Source organism: Allobrachymonas wangyanguii (assembly GCF_045055315.1).
Lineage (GTDB): Bacteria > Pseudomonadota > Gammaproteobacteria > Burkholderiales > Burkholderiaceae_C > Brachymonas > Brachymonas wangyanguii.
Window position 1 is genome coordinate 1,105,240 of record NZ_CP173677.1, and the last position, 24,539, is coordinate 1,129,778.

The 24,539-nt window shown below is 64.6% G+C and carries 24 protein-coding genes, 3 tRNA genes and 1 pseudogene; 18 read left to right on the forward strand and 10 right to left on the reverse strand.

What is annotated here, in order from left to right; translation table 11 throughout:
• The first annotated feature begins 71 nt into the window (after positions 1–71).
• From ACI3EV_RS05325 to coaBC, 3 genes are read left to right on the forward strand one after another with little or no spacing between them, the layout of a single operon-like run.
• Entirely contained in the window at positions 72–1,328 is a 1,257-nt protein-coding gene (locus ACI3EV_RS05325) for a DNA-directed DNA polymerase (RefSeq protein WP_337692004.1), read from the forward strand.
• A 54-nt stretch (positions 1,329–1,382) separates the two neighbouring features.
• A complete protein-coding gene (gene aroQ / locus ACI3EV_RS05330; RefSeq protein ID WP_337692003.1) occupies positions 1,383–1,856 on the forward strand; it encodes a type II 3-dehydroquinate dehydratase in 474 nt (157 codons plus the stop codon).
• A 14-nt stretch (positions 1,857–1,870) separates the two neighbouring features.
• Positions 1,871–3,121: a bifunctional phosphopantothenoylcysteine decarboxylase/phosphopantothenate--cysteine ligase CoaBC gene (gene coaBC / locus ACI3EV_RS05335; protein WP_337692002.1), complete on the forward strand. Its 1,251-nt coding sequence runs from the start codon at positions 1,871–1,873 to the stop codon at positions 3,119–3,121.
• Between the two features lie 19 nt (positions 3,122–3,140).
• On the opposite strand, the gene earP is transcribed toward coaBC, so the two are convergent.
• Positions 3,141–4,247, reverse strand: a complete 1,107-nt coding sequence (gene earP, locus ACI3EV_RS05340; RefSeq protein ID WP_337692001.1) for an elongation factor P maturation arginine rhamnosyltransferase EarP — start codon at positions 4,245–4,247, stop codon at positions 3,141–3,143.
• Between the two features lie 46 nt (positions 4,248–4,293).
• Between earP and uvrC the strand changes: the two genes are divergently transcribed.
• The 3 genes from uvrC to ACI3EV_RS05355 all read left to right on the forward strand — a co-directional run bounded on the left by uvrC (position 4,294) and on the right by ACI3EV_RS05355 (position 8,056).
• Positions 4,294–6,318 carry an excinuclease ABC subunit UvrC gene (gene uvrC / locus ACI3EV_RS05345; RefSeq protein WP_329770283.1) on the forward strand — a complete coding sequence of 675 codons (2,025 nt, stop codon included), beginning with the start codon at positions 4,294–4,296 and terminating at the stop codon, positions 6,316–6,318.
• 61 nt (positions 6,319–6,379) lie between these two features.
• Positions 6,380–6,946 (forward strand): CDP-diacylglycerol--glycerol-3-phosphate 3-phosphatidyltransferase, encoded by a 567-nt coding sequence (pgsA, locus tag ACI3EV_RS05350; RefSeq protein WP_337692000.1) that lies wholly within the window; start codon positions 6,380–6,382, stop codon positions 6,944–6,946.
• A gap of 12 nt (positions 6,947–6,958) precedes the next feature.
• Positions 6,959–8,056 carry a tartrate dehydrogenase gene (locus ACI3EV_RS05355; protein ID WP_329770285.1) on the forward strand — a complete coding sequence of 366 codons (1,098 nt, stop codon included), beginning with the start codon at positions 6,959–6,961 and terminating at the stop codon, positions 8,054–8,056.
• Between the two features lie 100 nt (positions 8,057–8,156).
• On the opposite strand, the gene ACI3EV_RS05360 is transcribed toward ACI3EV_RS05355, so the two are convergent.
• A tRNA-Val gene (locus ACI3EV_RS05360) sits at positions 8,157–8,232 on the reverse strand.
• An 8-nt stretch (positions 8,233–8,240) separates the two neighbouring features.
• Positions 8,241–8,513, reverse strand: coding sequence for an HU family DNA-binding protein (locus tag ACI3EV_RS05365; protein WP_026320373.1), 273 nt, complete (start codon positions 8,511–8,513; stop codon positions 8,241–8,243).
• 292 nt (positions 8,514–8,805) lie between these two features.
• On the opposite strand from ACI3EV_RS05365, the pseudogene ACI3EV_RS05370 reads away from it, so the two are divergent.
• The 9 genes and pseudogenes from ACI3EV_RS05370 (at position 8,806) to ACI3EV_RS05410 (ending at position 17,476) form a co-directional block, all read left to right on the forward strand.
• A pseudogene (locus tag ACI3EV_RS05370) lies at positions 8,806–9,469 on the forward strand (thermostable hemolysin).
• Positions 9,459–10,925, forward strand: coding sequence for an AMP-binding protein (locus tag ACI3EV_RS05375; RefSeq protein WP_337691997.1), 1,467 nt, complete (start codon positions 9,459–9,461; stop codon positions 10,923–10,925). The pseudogene ACI3EV_RS05370 and the gene ACI3EV_RS05375 overlap by 11 nt, the downstream one beginning before the upstream one ends.
• Before the next feature lie 22 nt (positions 10,926–10,947).
• Positions 10,948–11,265, forward strand: a complete 318-nt coding sequence (locus ACI3EV_RS05380; RefSeq protein WP_405198047.1) for an iron-containing redox enzyme family protein — start codon at positions 10,948–10,950, stop codon at positions 11,263–11,265.
• Between the two features lie 22 nt (positions 11,266–11,287).
• Positions 11,288–11,953 (forward strand): iron-containing redox enzyme family protein, encoded by a 666-nt coding sequence (locus ACI3EV_RS05385; RefSeq protein ID WP_329770288.1) that lies wholly within the window; start codon positions 11,288–11,290, stop codon positions 11,951–11,953.
• Positions 11,950–12,750 (forward strand): SDR family oxidoreductase, encoded by an 801-nt coding sequence (locus ACI3EV_RS05390; protein WP_337691996.1) that lies wholly within the window; start codon positions 11,950–11,952, stop codon positions 12,748–12,750. The genes ACI3EV_RS05385 and ACI3EV_RS05390 overlap by 4 nt, the downstream gene beginning before the upstream one ends.
• A 60-nt stretch (positions 12,751–12,810) precedes the next feature.
• Positions 12,811–13,473, forward strand: a complete 663-nt coding sequence (locus tag ACI3EV_RS05395; RefSeq protein ID WP_329770290.1) for a response regulator transcription factor — start codon at positions 12,811–12,813, stop codon at positions 13,471–13,473.
• On the forward strand, positions 13,470–14,966 hold the full coding sequence (locus ACI3EV_RS05400; RefSeq protein ID WP_329770291.1) for an ATP-binding protein: 1,497 nt from the start codon (positions 13,470–13,472) through the stop codon (positions 14,964–14,966). Before ACI3EV_RS05395 ends, ACI3EV_RS05400 begins: the two co-directional genes overlap by 4 nt.
• A 117-nt stretch (positions 14,967–15,083) precedes the next feature.
• Positions 15,084–17,015: a SurA N-terminal domain-containing protein gene (locus tag ACI3EV_RS05405; RefSeq protein ID WP_329770292.1), complete on the forward strand. Its 1,932-nt coding sequence runs from the start codon at positions 15,084–15,086 to the stop codon at positions 17,013–17,015.
• 8 nt (positions 17,016–17,023) lie between these two features.
• Positions 17,024–17,476, forward strand: a complete 453-nt coding sequence (locus ACI3EV_RS05410) for a carboxymuconolactone decarboxylase family protein (RefSeq protein WP_329770293.1) — start codon at positions 17,024–17,026, stop codon at positions 17,474–17,476.
• A 119-nt stretch (positions 17,477–17,595) separates the two neighbouring features.
• Here ACI3EV_RS05410 and ACI3EV_RS05415 read toward each other — a convergent pair.
• Positions 17,596–17,671 (reverse strand) — tRNA-His (locus tag ACI3EV_RS05415).
• Between the two features lie 328 nt (positions 17,672–17,999).
• On the opposite strand from ACI3EV_RS05415, the gene ACI3EV_RS05420 reads away from it, so the two are divergent.
• Positions 18,000–18,644 (forward strand): thermonuclease family protein, encoded by a 645-nt coding sequence (locus ACI3EV_RS05420; protein WP_337691995.1) that lies wholly within the window; start codon positions 18,000–18,002, stop codon positions 18,642–18,644.
• Between the two features lie 14 nt (positions 18,645–18,658).
• Here ACI3EV_RS05420 and ACI3EV_RS05425 read toward each other — a convergent pair whose 3' ends face one another.
• The 3 genes from ACI3EV_RS05425 to ACI3EV_RS05435 are packed head-to-tail and all read right to left on the reverse strand — an operon-like array spanning position 18,659 to position 20,818.
• Positions 18,659–19,660, reverse strand: coding sequence for a P1 family peptidase (locus tag ACI3EV_RS05425; RefSeq protein ID WP_337691994.1), 1,002 nt, complete (start codon positions 19,658–19,660; stop codon positions 18,659–18,661).
• Positions 19,657–20,280 (reverse strand): energy-coupling factor ABC transporter permease, encoded by a 624-nt coding sequence (locus ACI3EV_RS05430; RefSeq protein WP_329770296.1) that lies wholly within the window; start codon positions 20,278–20,280, stop codon positions 19,657–19,659. Before ACI3EV_RS05430 ends, ACI3EV_RS05425 begins: the two co-directional genes overlap by 4 nt.
• A gap of 19 nt (positions 20,281–20,299) precedes the next feature.
• The gene (locus ACI3EV_RS05435; protein ID WP_329770297.1) at positions 20,300–20,818 is read right to left on the reverse strand and encodes a hemerythrin domain-containing protein; all 519 of its coding nucleotides are present in this window, start codon (positions 20,816–20,818) and stop codon (positions 20,300–20,302) included.
• A 188-nt stretch (positions 20,819–21,006) separates the two neighbouring features.
• Here ACI3EV_RS05435 and ACI3EV_RS05440 point away from each other — a divergent pair, with 188 nt between their 5' ends.
• Together ACI3EV_RS05440 and ACI3EV_RS05445 are read left to right on the forward strand one after the other, a co-directional pair.
• Entirely contained in the window at positions 21,007–21,453 is a 447-nt protein-coding gene (locus ACI3EV_RS05440; RefSeq protein WP_329770298.1) for a universal stress protein, read from the forward strand.
• 163 nt (positions 21,454–21,616) lie between these two features.
• Positions 21,617–21,692 (forward strand) — tRNA-Gly (locus tag ACI3EV_RS05445).
• An 80-nt stretch (positions 21,693–21,772) separates the two neighbouring features.
• Here ACI3EV_RS05445 and alkB read toward each other — a convergent pair.
• Genes alkB through ACI3EV_RS05460 form a run of 3 tightly spaced genes read right to left on the reverse strand, consistent with a single transcriptional unit; the run spans position 21,773 to position 24,412 of the window.
• Positions 21,773–22,429, reverse strand: coding sequence for a DNA oxidative demethylase AlkB (gene alkB / locus ACI3EV_RS05450; protein ID WP_329770299.1), 657 nt, complete (start codon positions 22,427–22,429; stop codon positions 21,773–21,775).
• Positions 22,430–22,477: 48 nt separating this feature from the next.
• Positions 22,478–23,620 (reverse strand): glycosyltransferase, encoded by a 1,143-nt coding sequence (locus tag ACI3EV_RS05455; RefSeq protein WP_337691993.1) that lies wholly within the window; start codon positions 23,618–23,620, stop codon positions 22,478–22,480.
• Between the two features lie 6 nt (positions 23,621–23,626).
• The gene (locus ACI3EV_RS05460) at positions 23,627–24,412 is read right to left on the reverse strand and encodes a UDP-2,3-diacylglucosamine diphosphatase (RefSeq protein WP_337691992.1); all 786 of its coding nucleotides are present in this window, start codon (positions 24,410–24,412) and stop codon (positions 23,627–23,629) included.
• Positions 24,413–24,539: the final 127 nt, after the last annotated feature.

The window sequence follows — 24,539 nt, forward strand, 5'->3', positions numbered from 1 at the left end:
GGGGGACTGTTCAGCGTCGCCAAACTGATGCAGAATACTGGAAATCCATACAGTAAATATTTTGCATTGCCATGCTGCGCGTCCTCTTCATCGATTTCAATGCCTACTTTGCCTCGGTAGAGCAGCAGCTGGACGCGTCCCTGCGCGGCGAGCCGGTGGTGGTGGCGCCGGTCATGGCCGAGAGCAGCTGCTGCATTGCCGCCAGTTACGAGGCACGCGGCTATGGCATCCGCACCGGCACCCGCATCAGCGAGGCGCGCCGGCTGTGCCCCAAGCTGATCGTGCGCGAGGCACGGCCAGAGCTGTATGTGCAGATGCACCACCGCGCCGTGGCCGTGGTCGACAGCCTGGTGCCGGTGCTGCGCGTGATGTCGATCGATGAAATGGCCTGCGAACTGACCGGCAGCTGGCGTGCGCCGGAGCGGGCGCAGTGGCTGGCGCAACAGATCAAGCAGCGCCTGCATGACGAACTTGGCGCGTGCCTCAAGGTCTCCATCGGCATCGCGCCGAATATCCTGCTGGCCAAGCAGGCCTCCAATATGCACAAGCCGGATGGCCTGACCGTGATCACGCGCGAGGAGCTGCCGCAGCGCCTGTTCGGGCTGGTGCTGCGCGATATCCATGGCATTGGCAAGCGGCTGGAGCGGCGCCTGCAGGCCTGCGGCATCCACACGGTGGAGCAACTCTGCGCCGCGCCGCGTGATCTGCTGCGTACCGCCTGGGGCGGCATCGAAGGCAGTGCCATGTACGACAAGCTGCGCGGCGAATGGCATCTGGCCCCTGAGGTGGAGGCGCGCTCCATCAGCCACTCGCACGTGCTGCCACCGGCGATGCGGCATCCGGAAGCGGCGCGTGCCGTGCTGCACCGGCTGTTGCAGAAGGCCGCCATGCGACTGCGCCGGCAGGGCTTTTATGCGCAGGCGCTGCAGGTCTGGGTGCAGGGCCATCTGGGCATGGCCTTGCCCGAAGCCACCACCGCCATGCGTGACCTGCATTTCCAGGAAACGCAGGACACGGCCATGTTGCTGCGCCTGCTCGATCTGGCTTGGGGCAACGGGCTGGCTGCGGTGGCGGTGCCGCAGCAGGTCGGGGTGCTGTTGCATGAACTGGTGCCGCACCAGCAGCACACGCCAGACCTGTTCGAGGATCCGGGCGAGTTGCCCGGTCTGACGCCGCGCGCCCGTGACGATCTGCTGCGCGCCGTGGATGCGCTCAACCAGCGCTTTGGCCGCAATGCGGTCTACTTTGCCACCTCGCACGAGGCCATCGAACACGCCCCGATGCGCATCGCCTTCAGCCGCATCCCAGACCTGGACTCCGAAGCCTGAGCGCGCGGTATCATGCGCACAGAGGCGGGCCTGCCCCGCATACAGGATTTTTTCATGACAACTGCATCCAGTACCCAGGCCAGCAAGACCGTGCTCGTGCTCAATGGCCCCAACCTCAACCTGCTGGGCTCGCGTGAGCCGGCGGTGTACGGCTCGTCCACGTTGGCCGATGTCGAGCAGCTGTGCCAGCAGGCCTGTACGCGCCACGGCTGGACACTCGATTTCCGCCAGAGCAACCATGAAGGCGATCTGGTGGATGCCATCCACGAGGCCGGTCGCCTGCATGCGCAGGGCCTGCTGGTCGGCGTGGTGCTGAATGCCGGGGCCTATACCCATACCAGCGTGGCCCTGCTCGATGCCATCAAGGGCACGGCGGTGCCGCTGGTCGAGCTGCACATCAGCAATGTGTTTGCGCGTGAGGCCTTCCGCCACCATTCCTATATTTCGCCGGCAGCCCGCGCCGTGATGTGCGGCTGGGGCGTGCAAGGCTATGCCATGGCCATCGATGGCCTGCAACACTGGCAGTAAACAGGGGAAATGCCATGGATAACTGTTCCGTCAAGCAAGCTGCCGACGAATTGCAGGGCCGCCATATTCTGCTCGGCCTGACCGGAGGCGTGGCTTGCTACAAGTCGGCCGAGCTGTGCCGCCAGCTGATCAAGGCCGGCGCCACGGTGCAGGTGATGATGACCGAGGCGGCCTGCCAGTTCATCACGCCGGTCACCATGCAGGCGCTGTCCGGCCATCCGGTGGTGCTGAGCCAGTGGGATGCGCGCACCGCCGACAACATGCCGCACATCCACCTCGGCCGTGATGCCGACCTGATCCTGCTGGCGCCATGCAGCGCCGATTTCATCGCGCGCCTGGTGCAGGGCCGTGCCGACGAACTGCTGAGTCTGACCTGCCTGGCGCGTCCGGCCGGCAAGCCGCTGCTGATTGCGCCGGCCATGAACCGCGAGATGTACGCGCATCCGGCCACGCAGCGCAATCTGGCGCAGGTGGCGGCTGATGGCGCCCAGGTGCTGGGTGTCGGCCATGGCGACCAGGCCTGTGGCGAAGTCGGCGATGGCCGCATGCTGGAGCCGGAGCAGCTGCTGCAGGCGGTGATTGCCCATTTCACGCCCAAGGTGCTGGCCGGCCAGCAGATCCTGATTACCGCCGGCCCGACCTTCGAGGCGATTGATCCGGTACGTGGCATCACCAACCATTCCAGCGGCAAGATGGGCTTTGCCATTGCGCGCGCGGCGCAGGAAGCCGGTGCCTCGGTCAAGCTGATCGCCGGCCCGGTGCACCTGCCCACGCCCGAGGGCGTGACGCGCATCGATGTGCAGAGCGCGCAGCAGATGCTGGATGCGGTGCGCCTGCATCTGCCCGAATACGGCATCTTCGTGGCCACCGCCGCCGTCGCCGACTGGCGCCCGGCAGAAGCCGCCGAGCACAAGATCAAGAAGGACGGCAGCGGCGAGGTGCCGGCGATGGCCTTTGTCGAGAACCCGGACATCCTGGCCACCGTGGCGCAGACACCGCAGGCCAGGGACGGTTCGCTGTTCTGCGTCGGCTTTGCTGCCGAAAGCCAGGATCTGGAGGCCAATGCCCAGGCCAAGCGCGAGCGCAAGCAGGTGCCACTGCTGGTCGGCAATATCGGCCCGGCCACTTTTGGCAAGGATGACAACGCCTTGCTGCTGGTCGATGCCGAAGGCATGACCGAACTGCCGCATGCCAGCAAGCGCGTGCTGGCGCAGCAGCTGGTGACCGAGATCGCACGGCGCCTGCCCGATACGCGCAGCGCCTGAATCTTGGCCCGCGTCGGCTTCAGCCGGCCTGCGCCAGCACCAGCAGCTGGCTGACCAGATCCGGCTGCGCCAGCAGGCGTGCACGTGCCTCCAGCGCACAGACGCGCCAGCGCGCCAGCCGCTCCGGCGTCAGTTCTGGCAACACTACTTCGCCGATGCTGTTCCAGGCATGGTGGAAATCGCGCCAGTCTGCCGGCGCCTGCAACCAGTCCAGAAAGGCATCGAGCTTGGCATGGTGGGCATTGTCGTCCTGCGGGTAGATGTGCCAGACAAAGGGTTGGCCAGCCCAGAGGGCGCGCACCAGTGAATCTTCACCGCGTACGGCATTGAAATCGCTGGCCCAGAGCACCGCGTCAAACCCGGCCTGGTCCAGCCAGGGCAGCGCCAGCAACTGGCTGCTGCCGTGCTGTACCGGCAAGCCATGGCCGGTCAGCTGTTCCAGTGCGGCGCGACCACGACCCTGGAATACCAGCCAGCTGTTCGGGCTGGCGCTGCCGGACAGCTGTTGCAGCAAGGCTGGCAGCGCGTCCGGCTCGTAACAGAACAGGCTCAACACCAGATCGCTGCCAGTCGCCACGCCCAGTTGCTGGCGCCAGCCGGCACGGTCAAAGTTCTGCTGGCGCTGCAGCAGGCCGGTTTCGCGCAGCAGCCCGCCAGTGCCGGGCACAAAACCCGGATAGACAAAACGCTTGCTGCATCCGGCGGCTGGCCCGCTCATTACCGGCGATTGCAGGCCGTGGCAGCGCAGCACATAGTCCTCGGCCGACAGGTATTCGAGGTTCAGCCAGAGGCCGCCGCTGGCGCCATGGCCCTGCGCCCACCAGGCCTGCACGCTGTCATCCAGTTCGCAGCCAAAGGCCTCGATCAGCACATCGCCTGCCTGGGCCGGCAGATCGGCCGCAGGCAGCGGGCTGACCCAGTGCCGTACGTCCACCGCGCTGTGTTCCGGTGCCATCCAGGTCAGCACCTCTGGCTGGTCGATCCACAAGCGTACGCGCTGGCCGCGGCTGGCCAGCTGGCTGGCGAGACGCCAGCAGACGCCGGCATCGCCGTAGTTGTCGATCACGGTGCAGAAGATGTCCCATTGCAAGGGCGGCAGGGCGGGCAGGGCAGTGGTATCAGGCATGCCCGCATTGTCCGTCATCCCGGTGCGGCAACCCTACAATGCAGGCATGAGCGCATCGCCCCAGGACCCCCAGCCCGCAGAATCCCCGACGCCCGCAGCCAGCAGCGGCCATGATCCCGCCGTGCTGGAGCAGGTCGCAGCGCTGCCGGCGCTGCCCGGTGTCTACCGCTATTTCGATGCCGACGACCAGGTGCTGTACGTCGGCAAGGCGATCCACCTGAAGCGGCGTGTCTCCAGCTATTTCCAGAAGGACCACGGCGGCACGCGCATCGGCTTCATGGTGGGCAAGATCCGCCGGCTCGAAGTCACGGTGGTGCGCTCCGAGGCCGAAGCGCTGATCCTGGAAAACAACCTGATCAAGACGCTCAAGCCCAAGTACAACATCCTGTTCCGGGATGACAAGAGCTATCCCTATCTGCGCTTCAGCGGCATCAGCCATAACAAGAACTTGCCGGACGACAAGCCGCAGCCCGGCGCGTTTCCGCGCATCTCCTATTACCGTGGCGCCACCGACAAGCACAACCGCTACTTCGGCCCGTACCCGAACGCCTGGGCGGTGAAGGAAAGCATCCAGCTGCTGCAGAAGGTATTCCGGCTGCGCACCTGCGAGGATTCGGTCTTCAGCAACCGCACGCGGCCCTGCCTGCTGTACCAGATCAAGCGCTGCACCGCACCCTGTGTCGGCCTGATCGATACGGCAGCCTATGCCGATGATGTCGCGCATGCCCAGGCCTTTCTCGATGGCTCGGCCGATGACGTGATGCGCCAGCTGCAGCAGCGCATGATGGATTACTCCGAGCGCATGGCGTACGAGCAGGCGGCGCAGGTGCGCGACCAGTTGTCGGCGCTGAGCGCCATCCTGCACCAGCAGGCGGTGGAATCCACCAGTGACAAGGACGTCGATATCCTGGCGGTCAAGGTGCTGGGCGGCAAGGCCTGTGTCAACCTGGCGATGGTGCGCGGTGGCCGCCATCTGGGCGACAAGCCGCATTTTCCGTCGCAGCTCGATGATGCGCGCAAGCTGGTCGAAGGCGAGGAGGGCGGCATCGAGGCCACGCACGAACAGCTGGAGCAGGCCGTACTCGAAGCCTTTGTCGCGCAGCACTACCTGGGTTCCGACATGCCGCCGGTGCTGGTGACCAGCGTGCCGCTGCAACCGGCGCTGGTCGCGGCGTTGTCGGCGCAGGCCGGCCGCAAGATCACGGCGGTGCACCAGCCGCGTGAACTGCGCCGCACCTGGCTGCAGATGGCCGAGCAGAACGCCGGCCTGCAACTGGCGCGCCTGCTGGCCGAAGAGGGCTCGCAGCGTGCGCGTACGCGGGCGCTGGCCGAAGCGCTCGGGCTGGAGCGCGAGGAGCTCGACAGCCTGCATATCGAGTGCTTCGATATCTCGCACACCGCTGGTGAGGCCAGCCAGGCTTCCTGCGTGGTGTTCCAGAACCACGCCATGCAGCCCTCGCGCTACCGCCGCTACGGCATCGAGGGCATCACGCCCGGTGACGATTACGCCGCCATGCGCCAGGTGCTGCAGCGCCGTTACGGCAAGTTGGCCGAGCAGATCCGTGCCTGGCAGGACGAGGCGGCCGAATCGGGTGAAGCGGCTGACAGCGACAAGGCTCCGCGCTGGCCCGACATCGTGCTGATCGATGGCGGCAAGGGCCAGGTCGGCGTGGCACGCGAGGTGTTCAGCGATCTCGGCATGGACCTGTCGCGCATCGTCGGCGTGGAAAAGGGCGAGGGCCGCAAGGTCGGCCTGGAAGAGCTGGTGTTTGCCGATGGCCGCGAGAAGATCTGGCTGGGCCAGGATTCGGCGGCACTGATGCTGGTGGCGCAGATCCGCGACGAGGCACACCGCTTTGCCATTACCGGCATGCGCGCCAAGCGCGCCCGCGTACGCACCGGCGGCAGCCGGCTGGAAGACATCCCCGGCATTGGCCCGAAACGGCGCGCGCGCCTGTTGCAGCGCTTTGGCGGAGTCGCCGGCGTGGCCAAGGCCTCCGAAGAGGATCTGGCCAGCGTCGAGGGTATTTCCACCGAGCTGGCGGCGCAGATCTACCGCGCATTGCACTGACAGCGCCGGGGCTGATGTTTCCATGCCACAATCGGCAGGATACCGTTTGCCCTGATACGCCATGTTCCTGACCATTCCCACCGCCCTGACCTGGACGCGCATTGCCGCCATTCCCCTGCTGATGGCGGTGTTCTACATGCCGTTGGCAGAGCAGACGCAGAACCTGGTGGCGGCGCTGATGTTCATCATCTTTGCCATGACGGACTGGTTTGACGGCTACCTGGCGCGCAAGCTCAACCAGACTTCGGCCTTTGGTGCCTTCCTGGATCCGGTGGCCGACAAGTTCCTGGTTTGTGCCAGCGTGCTGGTGCTGGTGCACCTGCAGCGTGCCGACGTGTTTGCCGCCCTCATCATCATTGGCCGTGAAATCGCCATTTCCGCCTTGCGCGAATGGATGGCGCAGATCGGTGCGTCGCGCAGCGTGGCGGTGCACATGATCGGCAAGATCAAGACCACGGTGCAGATGACGGCGATTCCCTTCCTGCTCTATAACGGCCAGCTGTTCGACCTGATCGATACCCGCTTCTGGGGCAACATCCTGCTCTGGCTGGCGGTGGTGCTGACGGTCTGGTCCATGGTCTACTACATGCGCAAGGCGATTCCGGAAATCCGCCAGCGTATCCGCTGATCCGGTAGCGCCATGAAAACGCACCGCATTGCCGTCATCGCCGGCGACGGCATCGGCCAGGAAGTCATGCCCGAAGGCCTGCGCGTGCTGCAGGTAGCGGCACAGCGCTTCGGCTTTGCCCTGCAGTGTGACCATTTCGACTTTGCCTGCTGGGACTACTACCGGCAGCACGGTCGCATGCTGCCGGAAGACTGGAAGCAGCAGATCGGCACGCACGACGCGATCTACTTCGGCGCTGTCGGCTGGCCAGACAAGATCCCCGACCATATCTCGCTATGGGAATCGCTGCTGCTGTTCCGCCGCGAGTTTGACCAGTACATCAACCTGCGTCCGGCGCGCCTGATGCCGGGCGTGACGGCACCGGTGGTGCGCCGCGACGGCAGCCCGCGCCAGCCCGGCGAGATCGACATGCTGATCGTGCGCGAGAACACCGAGGGGGAGTATTCCTCCATCGGTGGCCGCATGTTCGAGGGCACCGAGCGCGAGCTGGTGATGCAGGAAACCGTGATGACGCGCCTGGGCGTGGACCGCGTGCTGCGCTTCGCCTTCGAGCTGGCACAATCGCGCCCGCGCCAGCACCTGACCAGCGCCACCAAGTCCAACGGCATTGCCATCACCATGCCGTACTGGGACGAGCGCGTCGCGCTGATGGCGCGCCAATATCCGGATGTGGTGGTGGACAAGTTCCATATCGACATCCTCACCGCGCACTTTGTGCAGCGGCCGGACTACTTCGACGTGGTGGTAGCCAGCAACCTGTTTGGCGACATCCTGAGCGATCTCGGCCCGGCCTGTACCGGCACCATTGGCATCGCGCCCAGTGCCAACCTGAATCCGACGCGCCGTTTCCCTTCGCTGTTCGAGCCGGTGCATGGCTCGGCGCCGGATATTGCCGGCAAGGGCATCGCGAACCCGGTTGGCCAGATCTGGGCTGGTGCCATGATGCTGGACTTCCTGGGCCATCGCGACGCGCACGATGCCATCGTGCAGGCGATCGAGCAGGTGCTGGATCCGCAGCATGGCCTACCACGCACGCCGGACCTGCATGGCGGCCATGCGACGACGGTGGAGATGGGCAGGGCGGTAGCGCAGGTGCTGCAGGCGGGGTAAGCCCTGTGGACGCGACAGGGCATCCAGATATGCAGACATAAAAAAAGCACTTGGTGAAAATTCCAAGTGCTTTCTTCTGTGCCGCAGCAGATCGTTGTGGTGGTGGGTGCTGACGGGGTCGAACCGCCGACCTACGCCTTGTAAGGGCGCCGCTCTACCAACTGAGCTAAGCACCCCACGCCGATCAATTCAGGGCATCTTTCAGTCCCTTGCCAGGACGGAATTTCGGAATTCTAGCAGCTTTAATCGGGATTTCCTCGCCGGTCTGCGGATTTCTGCCTTTTCTTGCAGCGCGCTTGGCTACATCAAAGGTGCCAAAACCCACCAGGGTCACGCTGCCGCCCTTTTTTAGAGTGGTGGTGACAGCCCCCAAGGTGGCCTCGAGCGCACGGGCTGCGGCTGCCTTGGAGATCCCTGCCTGCTTGGCAATATGTTCGATCAACTCTGTCTTGTTCACTGAAGTCCCCCGATTGTTGCTTGTCTGGAGCGCATGTCTGGAGCCGGGACGGGTGCATGGACAGACCTGGGCATACATGCGTTACACCACCAGCGCACAATCGTCCTATCCGATTCATTGTAGCGAGCTTGTCCGGAACACTCCATGTAGCATTCGATGGAGTGTCGCGTTTCATCCTCAGGTCAATCGCTACATGCAGGGTTGATGGCGCCATCGTTTTCTTGACTTAATCTTCCGCTAAGCCTCCCTCTGCATCATCCCTCCCATGCCCCACCGGGCGAAGGAGTAGATGATGGGAATTCCCCTGCCAGGCAGGACAGACACAGAGGCGCCGCGCCAGCGGCTGAAGCCGGAAGCCCTGCGCCTGTTGCCAGCGGTTGACCCGCTGCAGCGTCACCGTATCGAGGCCTATGTGGCCGGGCGTTTTTTGCTCGAGCACGGTGCGCAGCTGACGCGTTTTCTGCCGATGCTGTATGGCCTGGTCGATGCCGCTGGTCAGTTGCAGGGCGCACTCGGCTTGCGCAGCGCCGCCGAAGACACGCTGTTCCTGGAACGCTACCTGCCACAGCGTGTCGATCGGATGATGGGCCGGCTGATCGGCCATGTGCCAGCGCGCAGCGAACTGGTCGAGGTCGGCAATCTGGCAGCCAATGGCCGTGGTTCGGCGCGCGCTGATCGTGCTGTTGACGCAGAAGCTGGAGTCACTGGGCCTGCGCTGGGTCACGTTTACCGGCACGACGGCACTGGTGAACAGTTTTCGTCGCCTGGGCATCGAGCCGCATGCGCTGGGACTGGCCGATCCGCTCTGTCTGGACGAGGAAGAACGGCAGGCCTGGGGCCACTATTACGATTGCGGCCCGCAGGTGATGGCGGTGTCGGTAGCGCAGGCGCGTGCCCAGCTGCAGCGTCTGCGCCTCTGGCCGGCGCAGGTCGTGGAGCGCAGCGATGTCCATTGAGAGCCTGTTGCTGGCCCTGTCCTGGGCCGCCAATCGCCCGGTGCTGCGTGGCAGTGATGCCAGCCTGAACGGCAAACAGCTGCTGCAGCAACTGGAACAGGCGCAGCAGATGTTGGCAAACCTGCGCGCCCGACGCGTGGCGCTGGCGCTGGACAACAGCGCCGCCTGGTGCCTGCACGACCTGGCGCTGGCCGCCAGTGGCCTGGTCTGTGTGCCGGTGCCCGGCTTTTTTTCGGCCGGCCGGCAGCGCCATGTGCTGGACAGTGCCGGTATCGATACGCTGATTGGCCATCAGCTGCAGCCTGGCGTACTGGAGCAGGCCGGCTTTGTGCCTGTGCACAGCGGGATCTACCAGCGCACGCTGCCGCAGAGCCAGGCGCTGCATGCAGGTACGGCCAAGATCACTTACACCTCCGGAACCACCGGGCAGCCCAAGGGGGTTTGCCTGTCGCTGGAAACCCAGCTGACCGTGGCCGACAGCCTGCGTCAGGCCACGGCCGGACTGCAGCTGCAGCGCCACCTGTGCCTGCTGCCACTGGCCACACTGCTGGAAAACATTGCTGGGGTCTACGCCCAGTGGCTGCAGGGTGCCGAGGTGATCGTGCCGTCCTTGGCGGAGATTGGCTGGTCGGGTGCGGCCGGGCTGGACGTTTCGCGCCTGCTGGCCTTGCTGCAGCGTGAGCAGCCGCACAGCGTGATTCTGCTGCCGCAACTGCTGCTGGCTCTGGTGCAGGCGGCAGAGCAGGGCTGGCAGCCGCCGTCCAGCCTGCGCATGCTGGCAGTGGGCGGTGGTTTTGTCAGCGTCCAGCTGTTGCAGCGGGCCGAACGCCTGGGGCTGCCGGTGTGGGAGGGCTATGGCCTGTCCGAATGCGCTTCCGTGGTCTGCCTGAACACGCCGCAGGCGCGCCGTATCGGCAGCGTTGGCCAGCCCTTGCCGCATGCCAGGGTCTGCCTGGCTGATGATGGCGAGTTGCTGGTGCAAGGCCCGCGCATGCTGGGTTACCTGGGGGAAGCGCCGTTGCAGGGCAACTGGCTGCACACCGGCGATCTGGCGCGCGAAGAGGATGGCTTCATCCTGCTGCAGGGTCGCAAGAAGCACATGTTCGTCACCGCCTATGGCCGCAATGTCCATCCCGAATGGGTCGAGGCCGAACTGACGCAGCAGCCGGCGATTGCCCAGGCCTGGCTGCATGGCGAGTCGCGCGCCAGCAATGTCGCCGTGCTGGTGCCGCGTGGCGCTGCCCGTGATGCCGATCTGCAGGCGGCCGTCGATGGCGTCAACGCCAGCTTGCCCGATTACGCCCGCGTGCACCAGTGGCTGCGCGCCGAGGCGCCGTTCAGCGCCGCGGCCGGCCTGTTGACCGATAACGGTCGCTTGCGCCGCACGGCCTTGTTGCAGCACTTTGCTCCCTCGCTATCGGCGCTGGATGCCGTTTCTTCCCCCACCCCTGTCTGAATCCTACTTCCGGAGATCTGTCATGACTTTTTTCCAGCAACTGCAGCAAGCCACACAGCAGGAGCGCCAGCAACTGCTGAGCGCGCCCATCATCACGCATGCCGTCCAGCAGGGCATTCCGCTGGCCAGCTACACCGCCTTCCTGGAGCAGGCCTACCACCATGTGAAGCACACCGTGCCGCTGCTGATGGCCTGCGGTGCGCGCCTGCCCGATCGCCTTGGCTGGCTGCGTGAAGCCATTGTCGATTACATCGCCGAGGAGTTCGGCCACGAAGAGTGGGTGCTGAATGCTCCCTCGCTATCGGCGCTGGATGCCGTTTCTTCCCCCACCCCTGTCTGAATCCTACTTCCGGAGATCTGTCATGACTTTTTTCCAGCAACTGCAGCAAGCCACACAGCAGGAGCGCCAGCAACTGCTGAGCGCGCCCATCATCACGCATGCCGTCCAGCAGGGCATTCCGCTGGCCAGCTACACCGCCTTCCTGGAGCAGGCCTACCACCATGTGAAGCACACCGTGCCGCTGCTGATGGCCTGCGGTGCGCGCCTGCCCGATCGCCTTGGCTGGCTGCGTGAAGCCATTGTCGATTACATCGCCGAGGAGTTCGGCCACGAAGAGTGGGTGCTGAATGACCTGACTGCCTGCGGTGTCGATGCCGATCGTGTACGCCATGGCCAGCCGGCACTGGCCACCGAGCTGATGGTCAGCTATGTCTATGACCGCATTGCACGCCACAACCCGGTCAGCTTCTTCGGCATGGTGCTGGTGCTGGAAGGCACCAGCACGCAGGTGGCGACGCAGGCGGCAGATCGCATCCAGCAGCAGCTGCATCTGCCCAATAGTGCCTTCAGTTATCTGACTTCCCATGGCAGTCTGGACATCTCCCACATGCAGGGCTTCGAGCTGCTGATGAATCAGCTGACCGAACCGGAGGACCAGCAGGCCGTGCTCCACACGGCGCGTGTGGTGTATCGCCTGTATGGCGACATGTTCCGCAGCCTGCCGCTGCCGCAGGAGGTGGCCGCATGAAGCTGCAGGATGCACGCGTCGTACTGACCGGTGCCACTGGCGGTATCGGCCAGGAATTGCTGGAGCAACTGCTGGCGGCCGGTGCCCAGGTGCTGATCGTGGGCCGGCGCCATTCGGCGCTGGATGCACTGGCGGCTGGGCGGCGTGCGCGCGTACGCACGGTCGAGGCCGATCTGGCCACGCGTTCGGGTCGCGATGCGGTCGAAGCCGCTGTGCGCGACTGGGGTGGTGCCAACGTCCTGCTGCACGCCTCCGGCCTGAACGAGCTGGCCAGCTTTGCCCATCAGGATGAAGAGAGCATCGAGGCCATGCTGACCGTGAACGTCACGGCCACCTTGCAGCTCACGCGGCGCTTGTTGCCGATGCTGCAACAGCAGCCGCAGGCCATGGTGCTGCTGATGGGATCGACGCTGGGCTCCATTGGTCATCCCGGATATGCCAGTTACTGCGCCAGCAAGTTTGCCCTGCGCGGCTTTGCCGAGGCGTTGCGGCGTGAACTGGCTGATACCGGCGTGCAGGTGCTCTACGTGGCACCGCGCGCCACCCGCACCAGCATGAACACGGCTGCGGCCGTGCGCATGAACGAGCAACTGGGCAGCGCCATGGATACGCCGCAGGCCGTTGCACGACAGGTGCTGCTGGCCATGCAGGGCACGCGCCACGAGTGCTATCTGGGCTGGCCGGAAAAGCTGTTCGTGCGCATCAACCAGATCCTGCCGGGCGTGGTCGATAGTGCCATGCGCAAGAAACTGCCGCAGATCCGGCAAAGCCTGGGCCAGTCACGTGCTGCGCCTTGATCGGTACGGCTGTTGACAGTCCTATACTGGCGGGCAGTTTCCCTTTTGTTGCTGCCCACCATGCGCCTGCTGCTTGTCGAAGATGATCCCGCCCTCGGTGAAGGTATCCGTGTCGCGCTCAAGCCCGAAGGCTATACCGTGGACTGGCTGCAGGACGGCCGCAGCGCGCTGCATGCACTGACGCACGAGACTTTCGACCTCGCCGTGCTCGATCTGGGCCTGCCCGACATGGACGGGCTGGAGGTGCTGCGCCGCCTGCGTGAACGCCAGCAGTCGGTGCCAGTGCTGGTGCTGACCGCGCGTGATGCCACCAGCGACCGCATCCAGGGGCTGGATGCCGGCGCCGATGATTACATGGTCAAGCCGTTTGAAGTTGGTGAACTCACCGCACGCCTGCGTGCGCTGCTGCGCCGCAGCTTTGGCCGGCCGCAGCCGGTGCTGGAGCATGGCGGTGTCCGGCTCGATCCGGTCAGCCAGGAAGTCAGCTGCCGTGGCGAAGTGGTCACGCTGCAGCGCAAGGAATTCTTGCTGCTGCACCAGCTGATGTCGCAGCCGGGCCGCGTCTTCACGCGTGACCGGCTGGAAGAGGTGCTCTACGGCTGGAGCGAAACCGCCGCCGAAAGCAATGCGCTCGAAGTGCATATCCACCACCTGCGCCGCAAGCTCTACCCGGAGCTAATCCGTACCGTGCGCGGCGTCGGCTACCGTATCGATCCGGCATGATGCGTTCGATCCGCAGCCGCGTGCTGGGCGCGCTCCTGATCCTGCTCATGGTTGCGCTCAGCAGCATGAGCTGGCTCAGCTATCGCGATGCCCGTGTCGAGATCGAGGAAGTGTTCGATGCCCAACTGACCCAGGTGGCACGCATGCTGGCGGTGCTGGCCGATCCGGCGATGACGCCGCAAGAGGGCATGCATCTGCAGCAGGCGCTGCAACAGGCCGCCGCCCTGGGCGAACAGTCGCCCGCCTTCCGCCATTACGTGCACGAATATGAAAGCAAGCTGTCTTTTGCCGCCTTCCGCGCCGATGGCAGCCTGATCCTGGCATCGCCCACCGCGCCCATGCAGCAGCTGGAGGATTTGTGCCAGTTGCGCGAGAGCGGGGCGCTGCACGCCAGTCCTGAAGCTACACCGACCGCGGGCGAACAGGCCTTGCTGCCGGGTCTGGTCCCCGGCTATTACCAGGTGCGCCATGGCGACTGGGATTGGCGCATCTATCTGCACCACGATCCGGCCCACGGTAGCTGGGTGCTGGTTGGCGATCGTGCCGATGTGCGCAGCGAACTGGCCACGCGCATCGCCAGCCGCAGCCTGTGGGTGGAGTTGCTCGGCATGCCCGTGCTGATGCTATTGGTCTGGCTGGTGGTCGGCTGGGGCCTGCGCCCGCTGGAGCAGCTGGCGCATTCGCTGCGCCAGCGTGATCCGCAGCAGCTGGAGCCGGTGCAGCTGCGTGCCGCGCCCAGCGAGCTGGAATCGGTCTTGCAATCGCTCAACGGACTGCTCGGGCAGGTCACGGATGCGCGCGAACGCGAACGCCGCTTCCTCTCCTACGCAGCGCACGAGCTGCGCACGCCGCTGGCGGTGCTGCACGTGCAGGCGCACAACGCCTTGCACGCGCCCGATCCGGCCGACCGCGAAGCCGCCATCTGCCAGATCGATCGCAACGTGGTGCGCGCCACCCACTTGTCGGAACAGCTGCTGCTGCTGGCGCGGCTGGAACCCGGCCTGGTGCGCATGCAGCGGGTGGCGCTGGATCTGGCCGCTTTCCTGCGCCAGGAGCTGGCCGAGCTGATCACGCTCAGCCTGCAGCGCGACCAGGAACTGACGCTGCAGGTACAACCGGGCGAACGTTTCGTCATCCACGCCGACGAGCAGGGCCTGCACAGCCTGGTCGAGAACCTGGTGGCGAATGCGATCCGCCATACGCCCGAAGGCGGGCAGATCCAGGTCGTGCTGGAACGGCAGGCCGATGGCATCTGGCTGCGCTTCCAGGACAGCGGCCCCGGCATTGCGCCGGAGCTGCGTGAGCGCGTGTTCGAGCACTTCTTCCGCCAGGGTGCCGGGCAGGGCGCCGGCCTGGGGCTGGCGATCGTGGCGCGCGTGGCCGAGCTGCACGGCTGGCAGCTGCAACTCGCCGACAGCCCGCTGGGTGGACTGGAAGTCGGCGTCTGTCTGCCGGAAGGCGAACCGGCTGCCGGCAGCCACGCAGCACATTGAAGTAAAATCTTCTGCTGAGTCTCCGGGCCGGTCTTCTCCTGCCCGTCTTCCCTGCCTGCCGGCGCCGCTGGCGTCGCTGCTTCTGCTGGCATCTGCCAGCCAACAGGATTCCCTTGCATGTTTGAATTCATTCGCAAGCACACCAAGTGGATGATGGTGCTGCTGTTTGCGCTCATCATTCCCTCGTTCGTGTTTTTCGGCATCGATAACTACCAGAGCATGAACAGTGCCGCCAACGCCACCGTCGCCGTGGTGGATGGCCAGAAAATCACCCAGGCCGAGTGGGACGAAGCCCACCGCCAGGAAGCCGACCGCCTGCGCGCCAGCCAGCCGGGCCTGGACAGCGCGCTGCTGGATTCACCCCAGGCCAAGTACGACACGCTGCAATCGATGGTGGAAGAACGCATGCTGTTTGCCGCCGCCAACAAGCTCAAGCTGTTCGTCAGCGACCAGCGTCTGGCGCGTGAACTGCTCAACGATCCGACCATTGCCAGCCTGCGCGGCCCCGATGGCAAGCTGGATGAAGAGCGCTACAAGCAGCTGCTGTCCACGCAGGGCCTGACGCCCGCCAGCTACGAAGCCATGGTGCGCACCCGCCTGTCGCAGCAGCAGGTGCTGGGCGGTGTCATCGCCGCTGGCGGCTGGATGCCCGAAAACAGCGCCAACCTGGTGCTGAATCCCTTCTTCGAACGCCGCGAAATCCAGCTGGCCGGTTTTGATCCGGCCAGGTACGCCAGCCAGGTGCCGGTGGACGATGCGGCCGTGCAGGCTTTCTACGATGCACACAAGGACCGCTTCCGCACCACCGAACAGGCGACCGTCGAATACGTGGTGCTGGACATGCCTGCCGTGGAACGCACCCTGACCGTGTCCGAGCAGGACATGCGCAGCTACTATGAGCAGAACCAGGAGCGTTTTGTCGATGCCGGCCAGCGCCGCGCCAGCCACATCCTGATCACGGTAGATGCCGCGGCCGACCAGGCCACGCGTGACGCCGCACGCAAGCGCGCCGAGGAGCTGCTGGCGCAGGTGCGCCAGGATCCGTCCAGGTTTGCCGAGCTGGCACGCGCCAACTCGCAAGACCCCGGCTCTGCCGCACAAGGTGGTGATCTGGGTTTCTTTGACCGCAACGCCATGGTCAAGCCCTTTGCCGATGCTGTTTTCGGCATGGAAAAAGGCCAGATCAGCGACATCGTGCAGACCGATTTTGGTTACCACATCATCCAGCTGACCGATGTGCAGGCTACCGCCCAGCAGGGCTTTGATGCGCACAAGGCGGAGATCGAGGCCGAGCTGAAGCAGCAACTGGCGCAGCAGAAGTATGGCGAACTGGCCGAGCGTCTCAGCGATGGCGTGTTCCGCAACCCGGCCGAGCTGAAGACGCTGGCGACCGAACTGGGCCTGCAGCTGCAGACCGCCAATCACGTGCAGCGTACGCCGGCTCCGGGCACCCAGGGCCCACTGGCCAACCGCAACTTCCTGCAGGCGCTGTTTGCTGCCGATTCCATCAGCAAGAAGCAGAATACCCAGACCATCGAGATTGGCAGCAACCAGCTGGTGGCCGGCCGACTGGTTGAATACCATGCTGCGGGCCAGCAGGCGCTGGCCGACATCAAGCCGGCCGTGACGCAGGCCTATGTGCAGGATCGCGCTGTTGCGCTGGCCAAGGCCGATGCCCAGGCCAAGCTGAAGGAATGGCAGGCCAATCCGGCTGCTGCCGGTGACATGGGCGAGACCGCTGTCATCTCGCGCGTGCAGCAGACCCTGGTGCCCCCGGTGGTCGATGCTGCCATGCGCGCCAATACCGGCAAGCTGCCGGCCTTTGAAGGCGTGGATCTGGGCCAGCAGGGCTACGCCATCGTGCGCGTGAACAAGGTGCTGCCGGCCGATCCGGCAACCGACGAGTTCAAGAAGCAGCAGCTACCGCAACTGTCCCGCGCGCTGAACGAGGCACAACTGATGGCCTACTTCGAGACGCTGAAGAAGCTGCTCAAGGTGGAGATCAAGGTGCCGAAGCCCGCGGCTGCGGCGGCAGTAGCCACTTCCTGAGGAATACCATGACCGAACGTATCAACCTGGGAAAATCCGCTCCCAAGCTCTACCAGGCGCTTGCCGAACTGGATCGACAGGCATCGGAGGCCGTTGCACAGGCTGGCATTACCGAAGGCTTTTCGCATCTGCTGCGCTTGCGTGCCTCGCAAGTCAACCAGTGCGCTTTCTGTATCCGCCTGCACACGCGTGACGCCCTGGGCAGTGGCGAGAGCAGCGACCGTCTGGCCGTACTGCCGGCCTGGCGCGAGACAGCGTATTTCACCCCGCAGGAGCGTGCTGCGCTGGAATTGGTAGAGGCGATCACCCTGGTGGCCGACGGGCAGGTGCCTGATGCGGTTTACACGCAGGCTGCGGCTGTGCTGTCCGACGCAGAAATTTCGGCAGTGGAGTGGCTGGCGATCGTGATCAACGCCTGGAACCGGGTGGCCATTAGCAGCCGCTATCCGGTCAAGGCCTGAGGCAGGCTGTCGCCGAGCAAGAAAGCTGGTCCTGGACCAGCTTTTTTCTTGCGCCTTCGCAAGGCATGATGGAAAAAGAAAAACCCTTGCAAGTCGTTGACCTGCAAGGGTTTTTAATTTGGGGTGGCTGATGGGGCTCGAACCCACGACAACAGGAATCACAATCCTGGACTCTACCAACTGAGCTACAGCCACCAGAGAAAGAGAAATTATAACCCTATTTTCTCGCCCATGCCAGCCTGCTGGGCAAAATACTTGATCGGTTGAAGATCAGCCCATCTTCAAGGAGCCAGCTGCTTGGAGCAGGAGTGGCTGGGGAGAGCAGCTACACTCAAGGGCTCTCTGGCACACATGGCTTGCGGGATATGGATCCGACAGGCTGTTTTGACGATATTCTGATGTGCCCAACAGCAGCAACATGACAACAAAGTACCGGTTTTTCCCACACGTCTCATTGGAGCGCAAGCAGCATCGTGGTTGGCAATGGCTGCTTGCCTGCATCGGCCTGATCCTGTTCCAGCCCATGACAGCCCACGCCGCCGACATCGCCTGCCGCGTCGTCGGTGTCGCTGACGGTGACACCCTCAACTGTCTCACCGCCAGCAAGCAGAACCTCCGCGTGCGCCTGCACCAGATTGATGCGCCGGAGCGTGGCCAGCCGTTCAGCAATGCCTCGCGCAAGGCGCTGGCCGATCTGGTAGCGGGCAAGCAGGTGCTGCTGCAATCAGCCGGTCAGGATCGCTATGGCCGGGTGCTGGCCACGGTGCAGGTGCAGGGCCTGAATGTCAACCAGCAACTGCTGCGCCAGGGCCATGCCTGGGCCTATCGGCAGTATCTGGTCGATCGTCGTTACCTGCAGCTGGAGGCGCAGGCGCGCAGCGAGACGCTGGGTCTGTGGAGCCAGCCCGGTGCGATTTATCCGGCCGATTACCGCAAGGGTATCCGCTCAGCCGCGCAAAACAGCATTGTGCTGGACGCGCCAGCACCGCGCACACGGCTGCTGCCGCTCATGGGCGCGGGGCAGGGCAGCCACTGTGGCAGCAAGCGCTTCTGCAACCAGATGAACAGCTGTGCCGAGGCGCGCTACTACCTGAACCAGTGCGGCATCACACGTCTGGATCGGGATGGCGACGGTATTCCCTGCGAAAACCTGTGTACCTCGCGCTGAGCGCGGCACCACCGTCATGCAGACAGTTCAGCAGCCGCCGGCAGCCACAGCTCGCCCACGCGCAGTGTCTGTGCCGCGCGCACGGCGCACAGCACCGCCAGTTGCACCGCTTCTGCCGCCATGGCTGACAGTGTGATCAGATCGGGCTGCTGCTGCGCCTGGGCGGTAGACAGGGCAAACAGGGTATCGCCATCGAGCATGGTGTGCACCGGACGGATGCAGCGCGCCAGGCCATCGTGGCCGGCTACTGTCAGCCGCTGCAGTTCGGTACGGGACAGCGCGGCATCGGTGGCGATGATGCCGATGGTGGTATTGGTGCCGGGCAGGGCAAAGCGCGGTGCATCGCCCTGCAGCAGGGCACGCTGGGTATCACGCAAGCGCAGCTGATCTGCCGCAGTACGGGCGCCGGCCAGCAGTTGTCCGGTATGCGGATCCAGCACATCGCCCACGGCATTGCAGGCCACCAGCGCGCCCACGGTCACGCCATGGAGCTGCACGCTGGCACTGCCGATGCCGCCTTTCATGGCGCAATTGCTGCCGAACAGCTTGCCCACGCTGGCACCAGCGCCGGCACCGACGTTGCCGCAGACCAACGGACTAACACTGGCGGCGGCACAGGCCGCAAAGCCGCCATCGGCATCGGGCCGGATCAGGGCATCACCGACCGGCAAGTCAAACAGCACGGCCGCCGGTACCAGCGGCAACGGGTGGCCAAAGCCGACATCCATGCCGATGCCTTGCTGCTCCAGCCAGCGCACCACGCCGCTGGCGGCATCCAGGCCCCAGGCGCTGCCGCCGCCCAGCATCACGGCATGCACCTTGTCCACCAGGTGGCCCGGGGCCAGCAGATCGGTTTCGCGCGTGCCAGGTGCCGCACCGCGGACATCGACGGCCGCTACCGCGCCCTGCGGCGCGATCACCACGCTGCAGCCGGTGGGCCGTTGCGGGGACGTCCAATGCCCGGCCAGCAGGCCCGGCACCTGCGTGATGCAACCGTAGGCAGGAGAGTCGCTCATGAAGACCTCAGATAGAGTTCGTCCGACCAGGTGGCCAGCCACTGCGGGCGGAAGGCGACAAAAATCGCCGACAGCAGCCCGGTCATGAAACCATCGCCCCAGGCAATCAGCCAGTGCGCGATGGTGGTGAGGGAAGGATCGATATTGGGCAGGTGGTAGCCGGCCCATTCACTGAGCAGGGCGGCGGCAAACACGCTGGCCACGGTGGTAAAAAAGCCGCGTCCCAGTGTATAGACAAAGATGTTCGGGCCCAGGTAGCGCCGCACCAGCGCGCCCAGCAGCATGGCAAAGGTGGCCGGCAGCACGCCGAGCCAGAAGGCGTCGGCCATCAGCTGGGCCACCGGGGCCGGTGCCAGCAGGCCGGAGATGATCGCAATCAGGCAGAACACCGGTATCGCCAGCGGCCAGCCCAGCGTCAGCAGGATGATGCCGGAAAAGGTCAGCGTCAGCTGCAGCGGCATGGTGTGCAGCCGCGGCATGGCCCAGACCCAGGGCACGATCACCAGGCTGGCCAGCAGTGGCGTCAGCAGTTCAGTGCGGCGCAGCATGCGCCAGGGGCGCAGGAACAGGGCGATGCCCAGTGCCAGCAGCAGCGGGATCCATTCCCAGGAGGCGTACATGGCCGATTGCCAGCGCGTGTCAGTGGCCGCAGCTGCTGGCGGCTTCAGCCGGTTCCGTGGCGACCAGATCGGTATCGGTATTGCCGCTGCAGCCGTGGATCTGGCCGCCGGGCATGGCTTCCGGATGGGCAATCTGGCCGGTCGCGGTGTCGTAGCCGATGCGCTTGAGGTAGTCGGACAGGGCGGCATCCATGGTGTCGGCGTGCTGCGGGAACCAGGTCGCCAGTTCGGCGTTCATCTTGCGCACTACGACGAAATGGCCCTTGAGGCCGTAATTGAGGCCTTCGCGCATCACGTCCAGCACCGCCTTGTGGTGCGTGGTGTGGCAGTTGCTGGCGGCGAAATTGGTATCGCGCATCCACTTGTCCTCGTTGTCGAAGTGGATCTGGGTATGGTCGATCAGGTCCTTCCAGCGCTGCAGCAGCTGCTCGTCAGTTGCTGCTTCCACGGCATTGCGCAGCTCCACAAATTCCACATGCGTCTGGTCCATCTGTTCGATGCCCAGTGCCAGATCGTCGCTCCATACCAGTGTGCTCACGCGCTTTCTCCTCTGAAAACGCCATTTTATCCAGCTGATCCCCTATCTGCCTGCGATTCCCTGTTCCCGGCAAGGATGCAGGGTGCTGGGCGCGGTACACTGTGAGTGAGCGGGTACTTGCCAGTGCCGCCTGAAATCGCAAACCGAGCAGGGCAGCGAGTTGCCCGACCACCAGAAAGGAGACCACCATGTTCAACCATATCCTCTTGCCTATCGATGGTTCCGATACCGCCAGCCTGGCCGTTGACAAGGCGATCGCCATGGGTCGCGCCTTCCCGGGCACCAAGATCACGGCTGTGTACGTGCTGGATCCGTATCCGTTTGCCAGCGCCGGCCCGGACTTCGCCTTTGGCCAGACGCAATACCTGTCTGCCGTGAACGAAGAAGCCGAGCGCGTGCTGAATGAAGTCAAGCAGCGCTTTGCCGACCAGGGCGTGACTGCCGAGGCCGTCACGGTCGACGCCTACGCGGTCTGGAAGGGCATCATCGACGTGGCAGACCAGGTCGGTGCCGACCTGATCATCATGGGTTCGCACGGCCGCAAGGGCGTGGAAAAGCTGATGTTGGGCAGCGTGGCGCAGCGCGTCGTGTCGCACGCATCGCGCTCCGTGCTGATTGTTCACAAGGGTGCGTAAAAATCGCCAAAACTTGTGTACAATGCGCAGCTTCTGACAGCAAACACAGTGCGCTGTCAGCGGCAAGCAAGGTTTCGGTGGCACGAAACAGACCGGAAAAAATTTCAAGAAATTTTCGGTGACTTGCAAAAACGCCAGAAATCGTCATATAATGACAGCTTCTGCGGGAATAGCTCAGTTGGTAGAGCGCAACCTTGCCAAGGTTGAGGTCGCGAGTTCGAGCCTCGTTTCCCGCTCCAGATACAAGCCCGGTGCACCATGTGCATCGGGCTTTTGTCTTTTCTGGATCTGTTGACGCAGCCTGATGCACTCGTCGTGCTCAGCCGGCCTTGCGCAAGGTCAGGTTGATGCGTTGCGCTCCCAGCAGCGGGTGCTCTCCGGGCTTGACCGGCAGCACGCCATGAAAGCGCAGGCGGTCCACGCCGCCCCAGACCACCACATCGCCATGAAACAGCGGCACACGCTGTACGGCGGCATCACGCTTCAGGCCGCCAAACTGGAAAATTGCCGGCAACCCGAGCGAGACCGAGACAATCGGCTGACGGTAGTCGCGCTCATGCCGGTCCTGGTGCAGGCCCATGCGCGCGCCAGGCAGGTAGCGGTTGATCAGGCAGGTGTCGGGCGCAAAATCGGCAAAGCCGGCTTCGGCAGCCGCCTGCTGGCCCAGCTGGAACAGCGTCTGCGGCATTGTTGGCCAGGGCTTGCCGCTGTGCGGGTCACGCGGGGCGTAGCGGTAGCCATGCGAGTCCGACACCCAACCCAGCTTGCCGCAACTGGATAGTGCCGCCGACATGCTGCGACCGCCGGCCGTTTGCATGATGCGGAACGGCGATTGCGCGGTCAGCTGTTGCAGCGTCTGCCACAAGGCTGGCAGGCCAGGCAGCACGTAGCCGCGCAACACGACGGCCTGCGCGCCCAGCGGTTCGCGCTGGCCGGCATCCGGGCGGTCATCGGCAAACAGATCCAGAGTGTGCATGGCAGGCCATTCTGGCATGGGCGGTTGCCGCCAGCAAGCGCCGTGGCTTCAGGGTGCCAGGCTGTGATACAGCTGTGACAGGCGGCTGGCCATGGCGCGATCCGACCATTCGGCGGCATAACGCACGGCGTCCTGGCTGAGCTGGAACAGGAGGCTGCGATCCAGCAGAACAGTTGCCAGCGCCTGGCCATAGGCGCGCGCTTCGGCCGGCGGTGCGACGGCGCCACGGCCAGGTGCCAGGATATCGATGGTGCCCATGGCGGCCAGCGCCACGGCCGGGGTGCCGGCCGCCATGGCTTCCAGCAGCACCAGGCCCTGGGTCTCGGTGGTCGAGGCAAAGGCAAACACATCGGCGGCGGCATAGCAGGATGGCAGCTCGTGTACCCGATCCATATAGCCGATGAACTGTACCGATGCCTGCAAGCCGCGCTGTGCCACCTCTTGCTGCAGCTCGGCGCGTGCCGGGCCTTCGCCGGCAATCACCAGCAGAAGATCCGGACAGGTTTCCAGCGCATGGGGCAGGGCGTCCAGCAGGAAATCGATATTCTTTTCATGCGCCACGCGGCCGACGAACAGCGCCATCGGGCGCTCCGCGGCAATGCCGTGCTGCTGCCGGAAACGGCTGCCGCAGCCATTGGCAAAATTGTCCAGCGGGATGCCGGTGGGCAGCACATGGATCGGCTTGGTGACGCCGTAGTCCAGCAGCCGCTGCTGCATGGCGCTGGACGGCACGACGACGGCATCGAGTGCGTTGCACTGGCGCCGCGAAAAGTTGCGTGCCTGCTGCTTCAGCCAGCCGGACGGTAGCATCGGTGCGTAGTGCTGCAGGTATTCCTCGAACAGCGTGTGGTAGGTGGCCATTACCGGCAGGCCGCGCTTGCGGGCTGCGCGCACACCGGCGTAGTGCGCCACGAATGGCGTCTGTATATGCACGAGATCGCAATCGGCAGCGGCCTGCAGGCAGGTCTGGCGCATGGCGCGCCATTTCAGCAGGCGGTCTTCCGGGTCACGTGGTACCGGCCGGCCGGCAACGCGCAGGATGTCCGGCGTACTGGCCTCGCCCTGGTAGGACGGCACCACCAGGCGCAGCTCCACGCCGAAGCTGCCCAGGGTGCGCCGGAAGGTATCGATGGAAGTGGAAACACCGTTGATGCGCGGAAAATACACATCAGACGTCATCAGGACGCGCATGGATGATCAGGCCTTGACCGCGCTTCCCATGTCTTCGGCCGGTACCTGGGCTGGAGTGCCCTGGTGCCAGGCGATCAGCTCCAGCGAACCGTCGTGGTCTTCCACGATGGCGGTGCAGGAATCGACCCAGTCGCCGCAGTTCACGTATTTCATGCCGTTGATCTCTCGGATCGTGGCCCAGTGGATGTGGCCGCAGATGATGCCTTCGACCTGATGGTCGCGGGCGTACTGTACGGCGCATTCCTCGAAGTCGAAGATGAAGTTGAGCGCCTTCTTGACCTTGCGCTTGGCGTAGCCGGCCAGCGACCAGTAGCCACTGATGCCGAGCTTGCGGCGCGCCCAGGACAGCCACATGTTCAGGCGTACCAGCGTGTTGTAGGCCTGGTCGCCCAGCTGGGCCACCCATTTGTGGTGCTGCGTCACCTGGTCAAACTGGTCGCCATGGATCAGCAGGTAGCGCTTGCCGTTGGCGGCCTGGTGGATCAGTTGGTGCACCACCTTGATCTCCAGAAACACGGTGCCGCAATAGTCGCGCAGCATCTCGTCATGGTTGCCCGGAATCAGGACCACGCGGGTATCGGTGCGGGCGCGCTGCAGCAGCTTCTGTACCACCTGGTTCTGAGCCTTGGACCAGTTCATGCTGCGGCTCATACTCCAGAAGTCGATCACATCCCCGATCAGGAAGATGTTGTCTGCCGTGTGTTCCTCCAGGAACTCCAGCAGTCGTTCCGCCTGGCACGCTTTCGTACCGAGGTGGATGTCAGAGAGAAAGATGGAGCGGACGTGTTTCATGACCGTTACGGTACGCCCCGCGCATGTAATCGGAATGACGTACGCATGTCATTCCCGTGACCCACCCGGAGCCGCCACAAGCTTGTCGGCCAGGGCTGTTGCAAGGCGGCCACTACAATGCCTGCAA

What these genes read in the sequence shown, in the direction of transcription:
- ACI3EV_RS05460 (WP_337691992.1), bottom strand. Translation starts at nt 24,412, where the DNA reads ATGAAACACGTCCGCTCCATCTTTCTCTCTGACATCCACCTCGGTACG.
- ACI3EV_RS05385 (WP_329770288.1), top strand. Translation starts at nt 11,288, where the DNA reads ATGACTTTTTTCCAGCAACTGCAGCAAGCCACACAGCAGGAGCGCCAG.
- earP (WP_337692001.1), bottom strand. Translation starts at nt 4,247, where the DNA reads ATGCCTGATACCACTGCCCTGCCCGCCCTGCCGCCCTTGCAATGGGAC.
- ACI3EV_RS05410 (WP_329770293.1), top strand. Translation starts at nt 17,024, where the DNA reads ATGACCGAACGTATCAACCTGGGAAAATCCGCTCCCAAGCTCTACCAG.
- alkB (WP_329770299.1), bottom strand. Translation starts at nt 22,429, where the DNA reads ATGCACACTCTGGATCTGTTTGCCGATGACCGCCCGGATGCCGGCCAG.
- ACI3EV_RS05395 (WP_329770290.1), top strand. Translation starts at nt 12,811, where the DNA reads ATGCGCCTGCTGCTTGTCGAAGATGATCCCGCCCTCGGTGAAGGTATC.
- ACI3EV_RS05455 (WP_337691993.1), bottom strand. Translation starts at nt 23,620, where the DNA reads ATGCGCGTCCTGATGACGTCTGATGTGTATTTTCCGCGCATCAACGGT.
- ACI3EV_RS05425 (WP_337691994.1), bottom strand. Translation starts at nt 19,660, where the DNA reads ATGAGCGACTCTCCTGCCTACGGTTGCATCACGCAGGTGCCGGGCCTG.
- pgsA (WP_337692000.1), top strand. Translation starts at nt 6,380, where the DNA reads ATGTTCCTGACCATTCCCACCGCCCTGACCTGGACGCGCATTGCCGCC.
- coaBC (WP_337692002.1), top strand. Translation starts at nt 1,871, where the DNA reads ATGGATAACTGTTCCGTCAAGCAAGCTGCCGACGAATTGCAGGGCCGC.
- ACI3EV_RS05400 (WP_329770291.1), top strand. Translation starts at nt 13,470, where the DNA reads ATGATGCGTTCGATCCGCAGCCGCGTGCTGGGCGCGCTCCTGATCCTG.
- ACI3EV_RS05430 (WP_329770296.1), bottom strand. Translation starts at nt 20,280, where the DNA reads ATGTACGCCTCCTGGGAATGGATCCCGCTGCTGCTGGCACTGGGCATC.
- uvrC (WP_329770283.1), top strand. Translation starts at nt 4,294, where the DNA reads ATGAGCGCATCGCCCCAGGACCCCCAGCCCGCAGAATCCCCGACGCCC.
- ACI3EV_RS05325 (WP_337692004.1), top strand. Translation starts at nt 72, where the DNA reads ATGCTGCGCGTCCTCTTCATCGATTTCAATGCCTACTTTGCCTCGGTA.
- ACI3EV_RS05405 (WP_329770292.1), top strand. Translation starts at nt 15,084, where the DNA reads ATGTTTGAATTCATTCGCAAGCACACCAAGTGGATGATGGTGCTGCTG.
- ACI3EV_RS05440 (WP_329770298.1), top strand. Translation starts at nt 21,007, where the DNA reads ATGTTCAACCATATCCTCTTGCCTATCGATGGTTCCGATACCGCCAGC.
- ACI3EV_RS05390 (WP_337691996.1), top strand. Translation starts at nt 11,950, where the DNA reads ATGAAGCTGCAGGATGCACGCGTCGTACTGACCGGTGCCACTGGCGGT.
- aroQ (WP_337692003.1), top strand. Translation starts at nt 1,383, where the DNA reads ATGACAACTGCATCCAGTACCCAGGCCAGCAAGACCGTGCTCGTGCTC.
- ACI3EV_RS05380 (WP_405198047.1), top strand. Translation starts at nt 10,948, where the DNA reads ATGACTTTTTTCCAGCAACTGCAGCAAGCCACACAGCAGGAGCGCCAG.
- ACI3EV_RS05420 (WP_337691995.1), top strand. Translation starts at nt 18,000, where the DNA reads ATGACAGCCCACGCCGCCGACATCGCCTGCCGCGTCGTCGGTGTCGCT.
- ACI3EV_RS05375 (WP_337691997.1), top strand. Translation starts at nt 9,459, where the DNA reads ATGTCCATTGAGAGCCTGTTGCTGGCCCTGTCCTGGGCCGCCAATCGC.
- ACI3EV_RS05355 (WP_329770285.1), top strand. Translation starts at nt 6,959, where the DNA reads ATGAAAACGCACCGCATTGCCGTCATCGCCGGCGACGGCATCGGCCAG.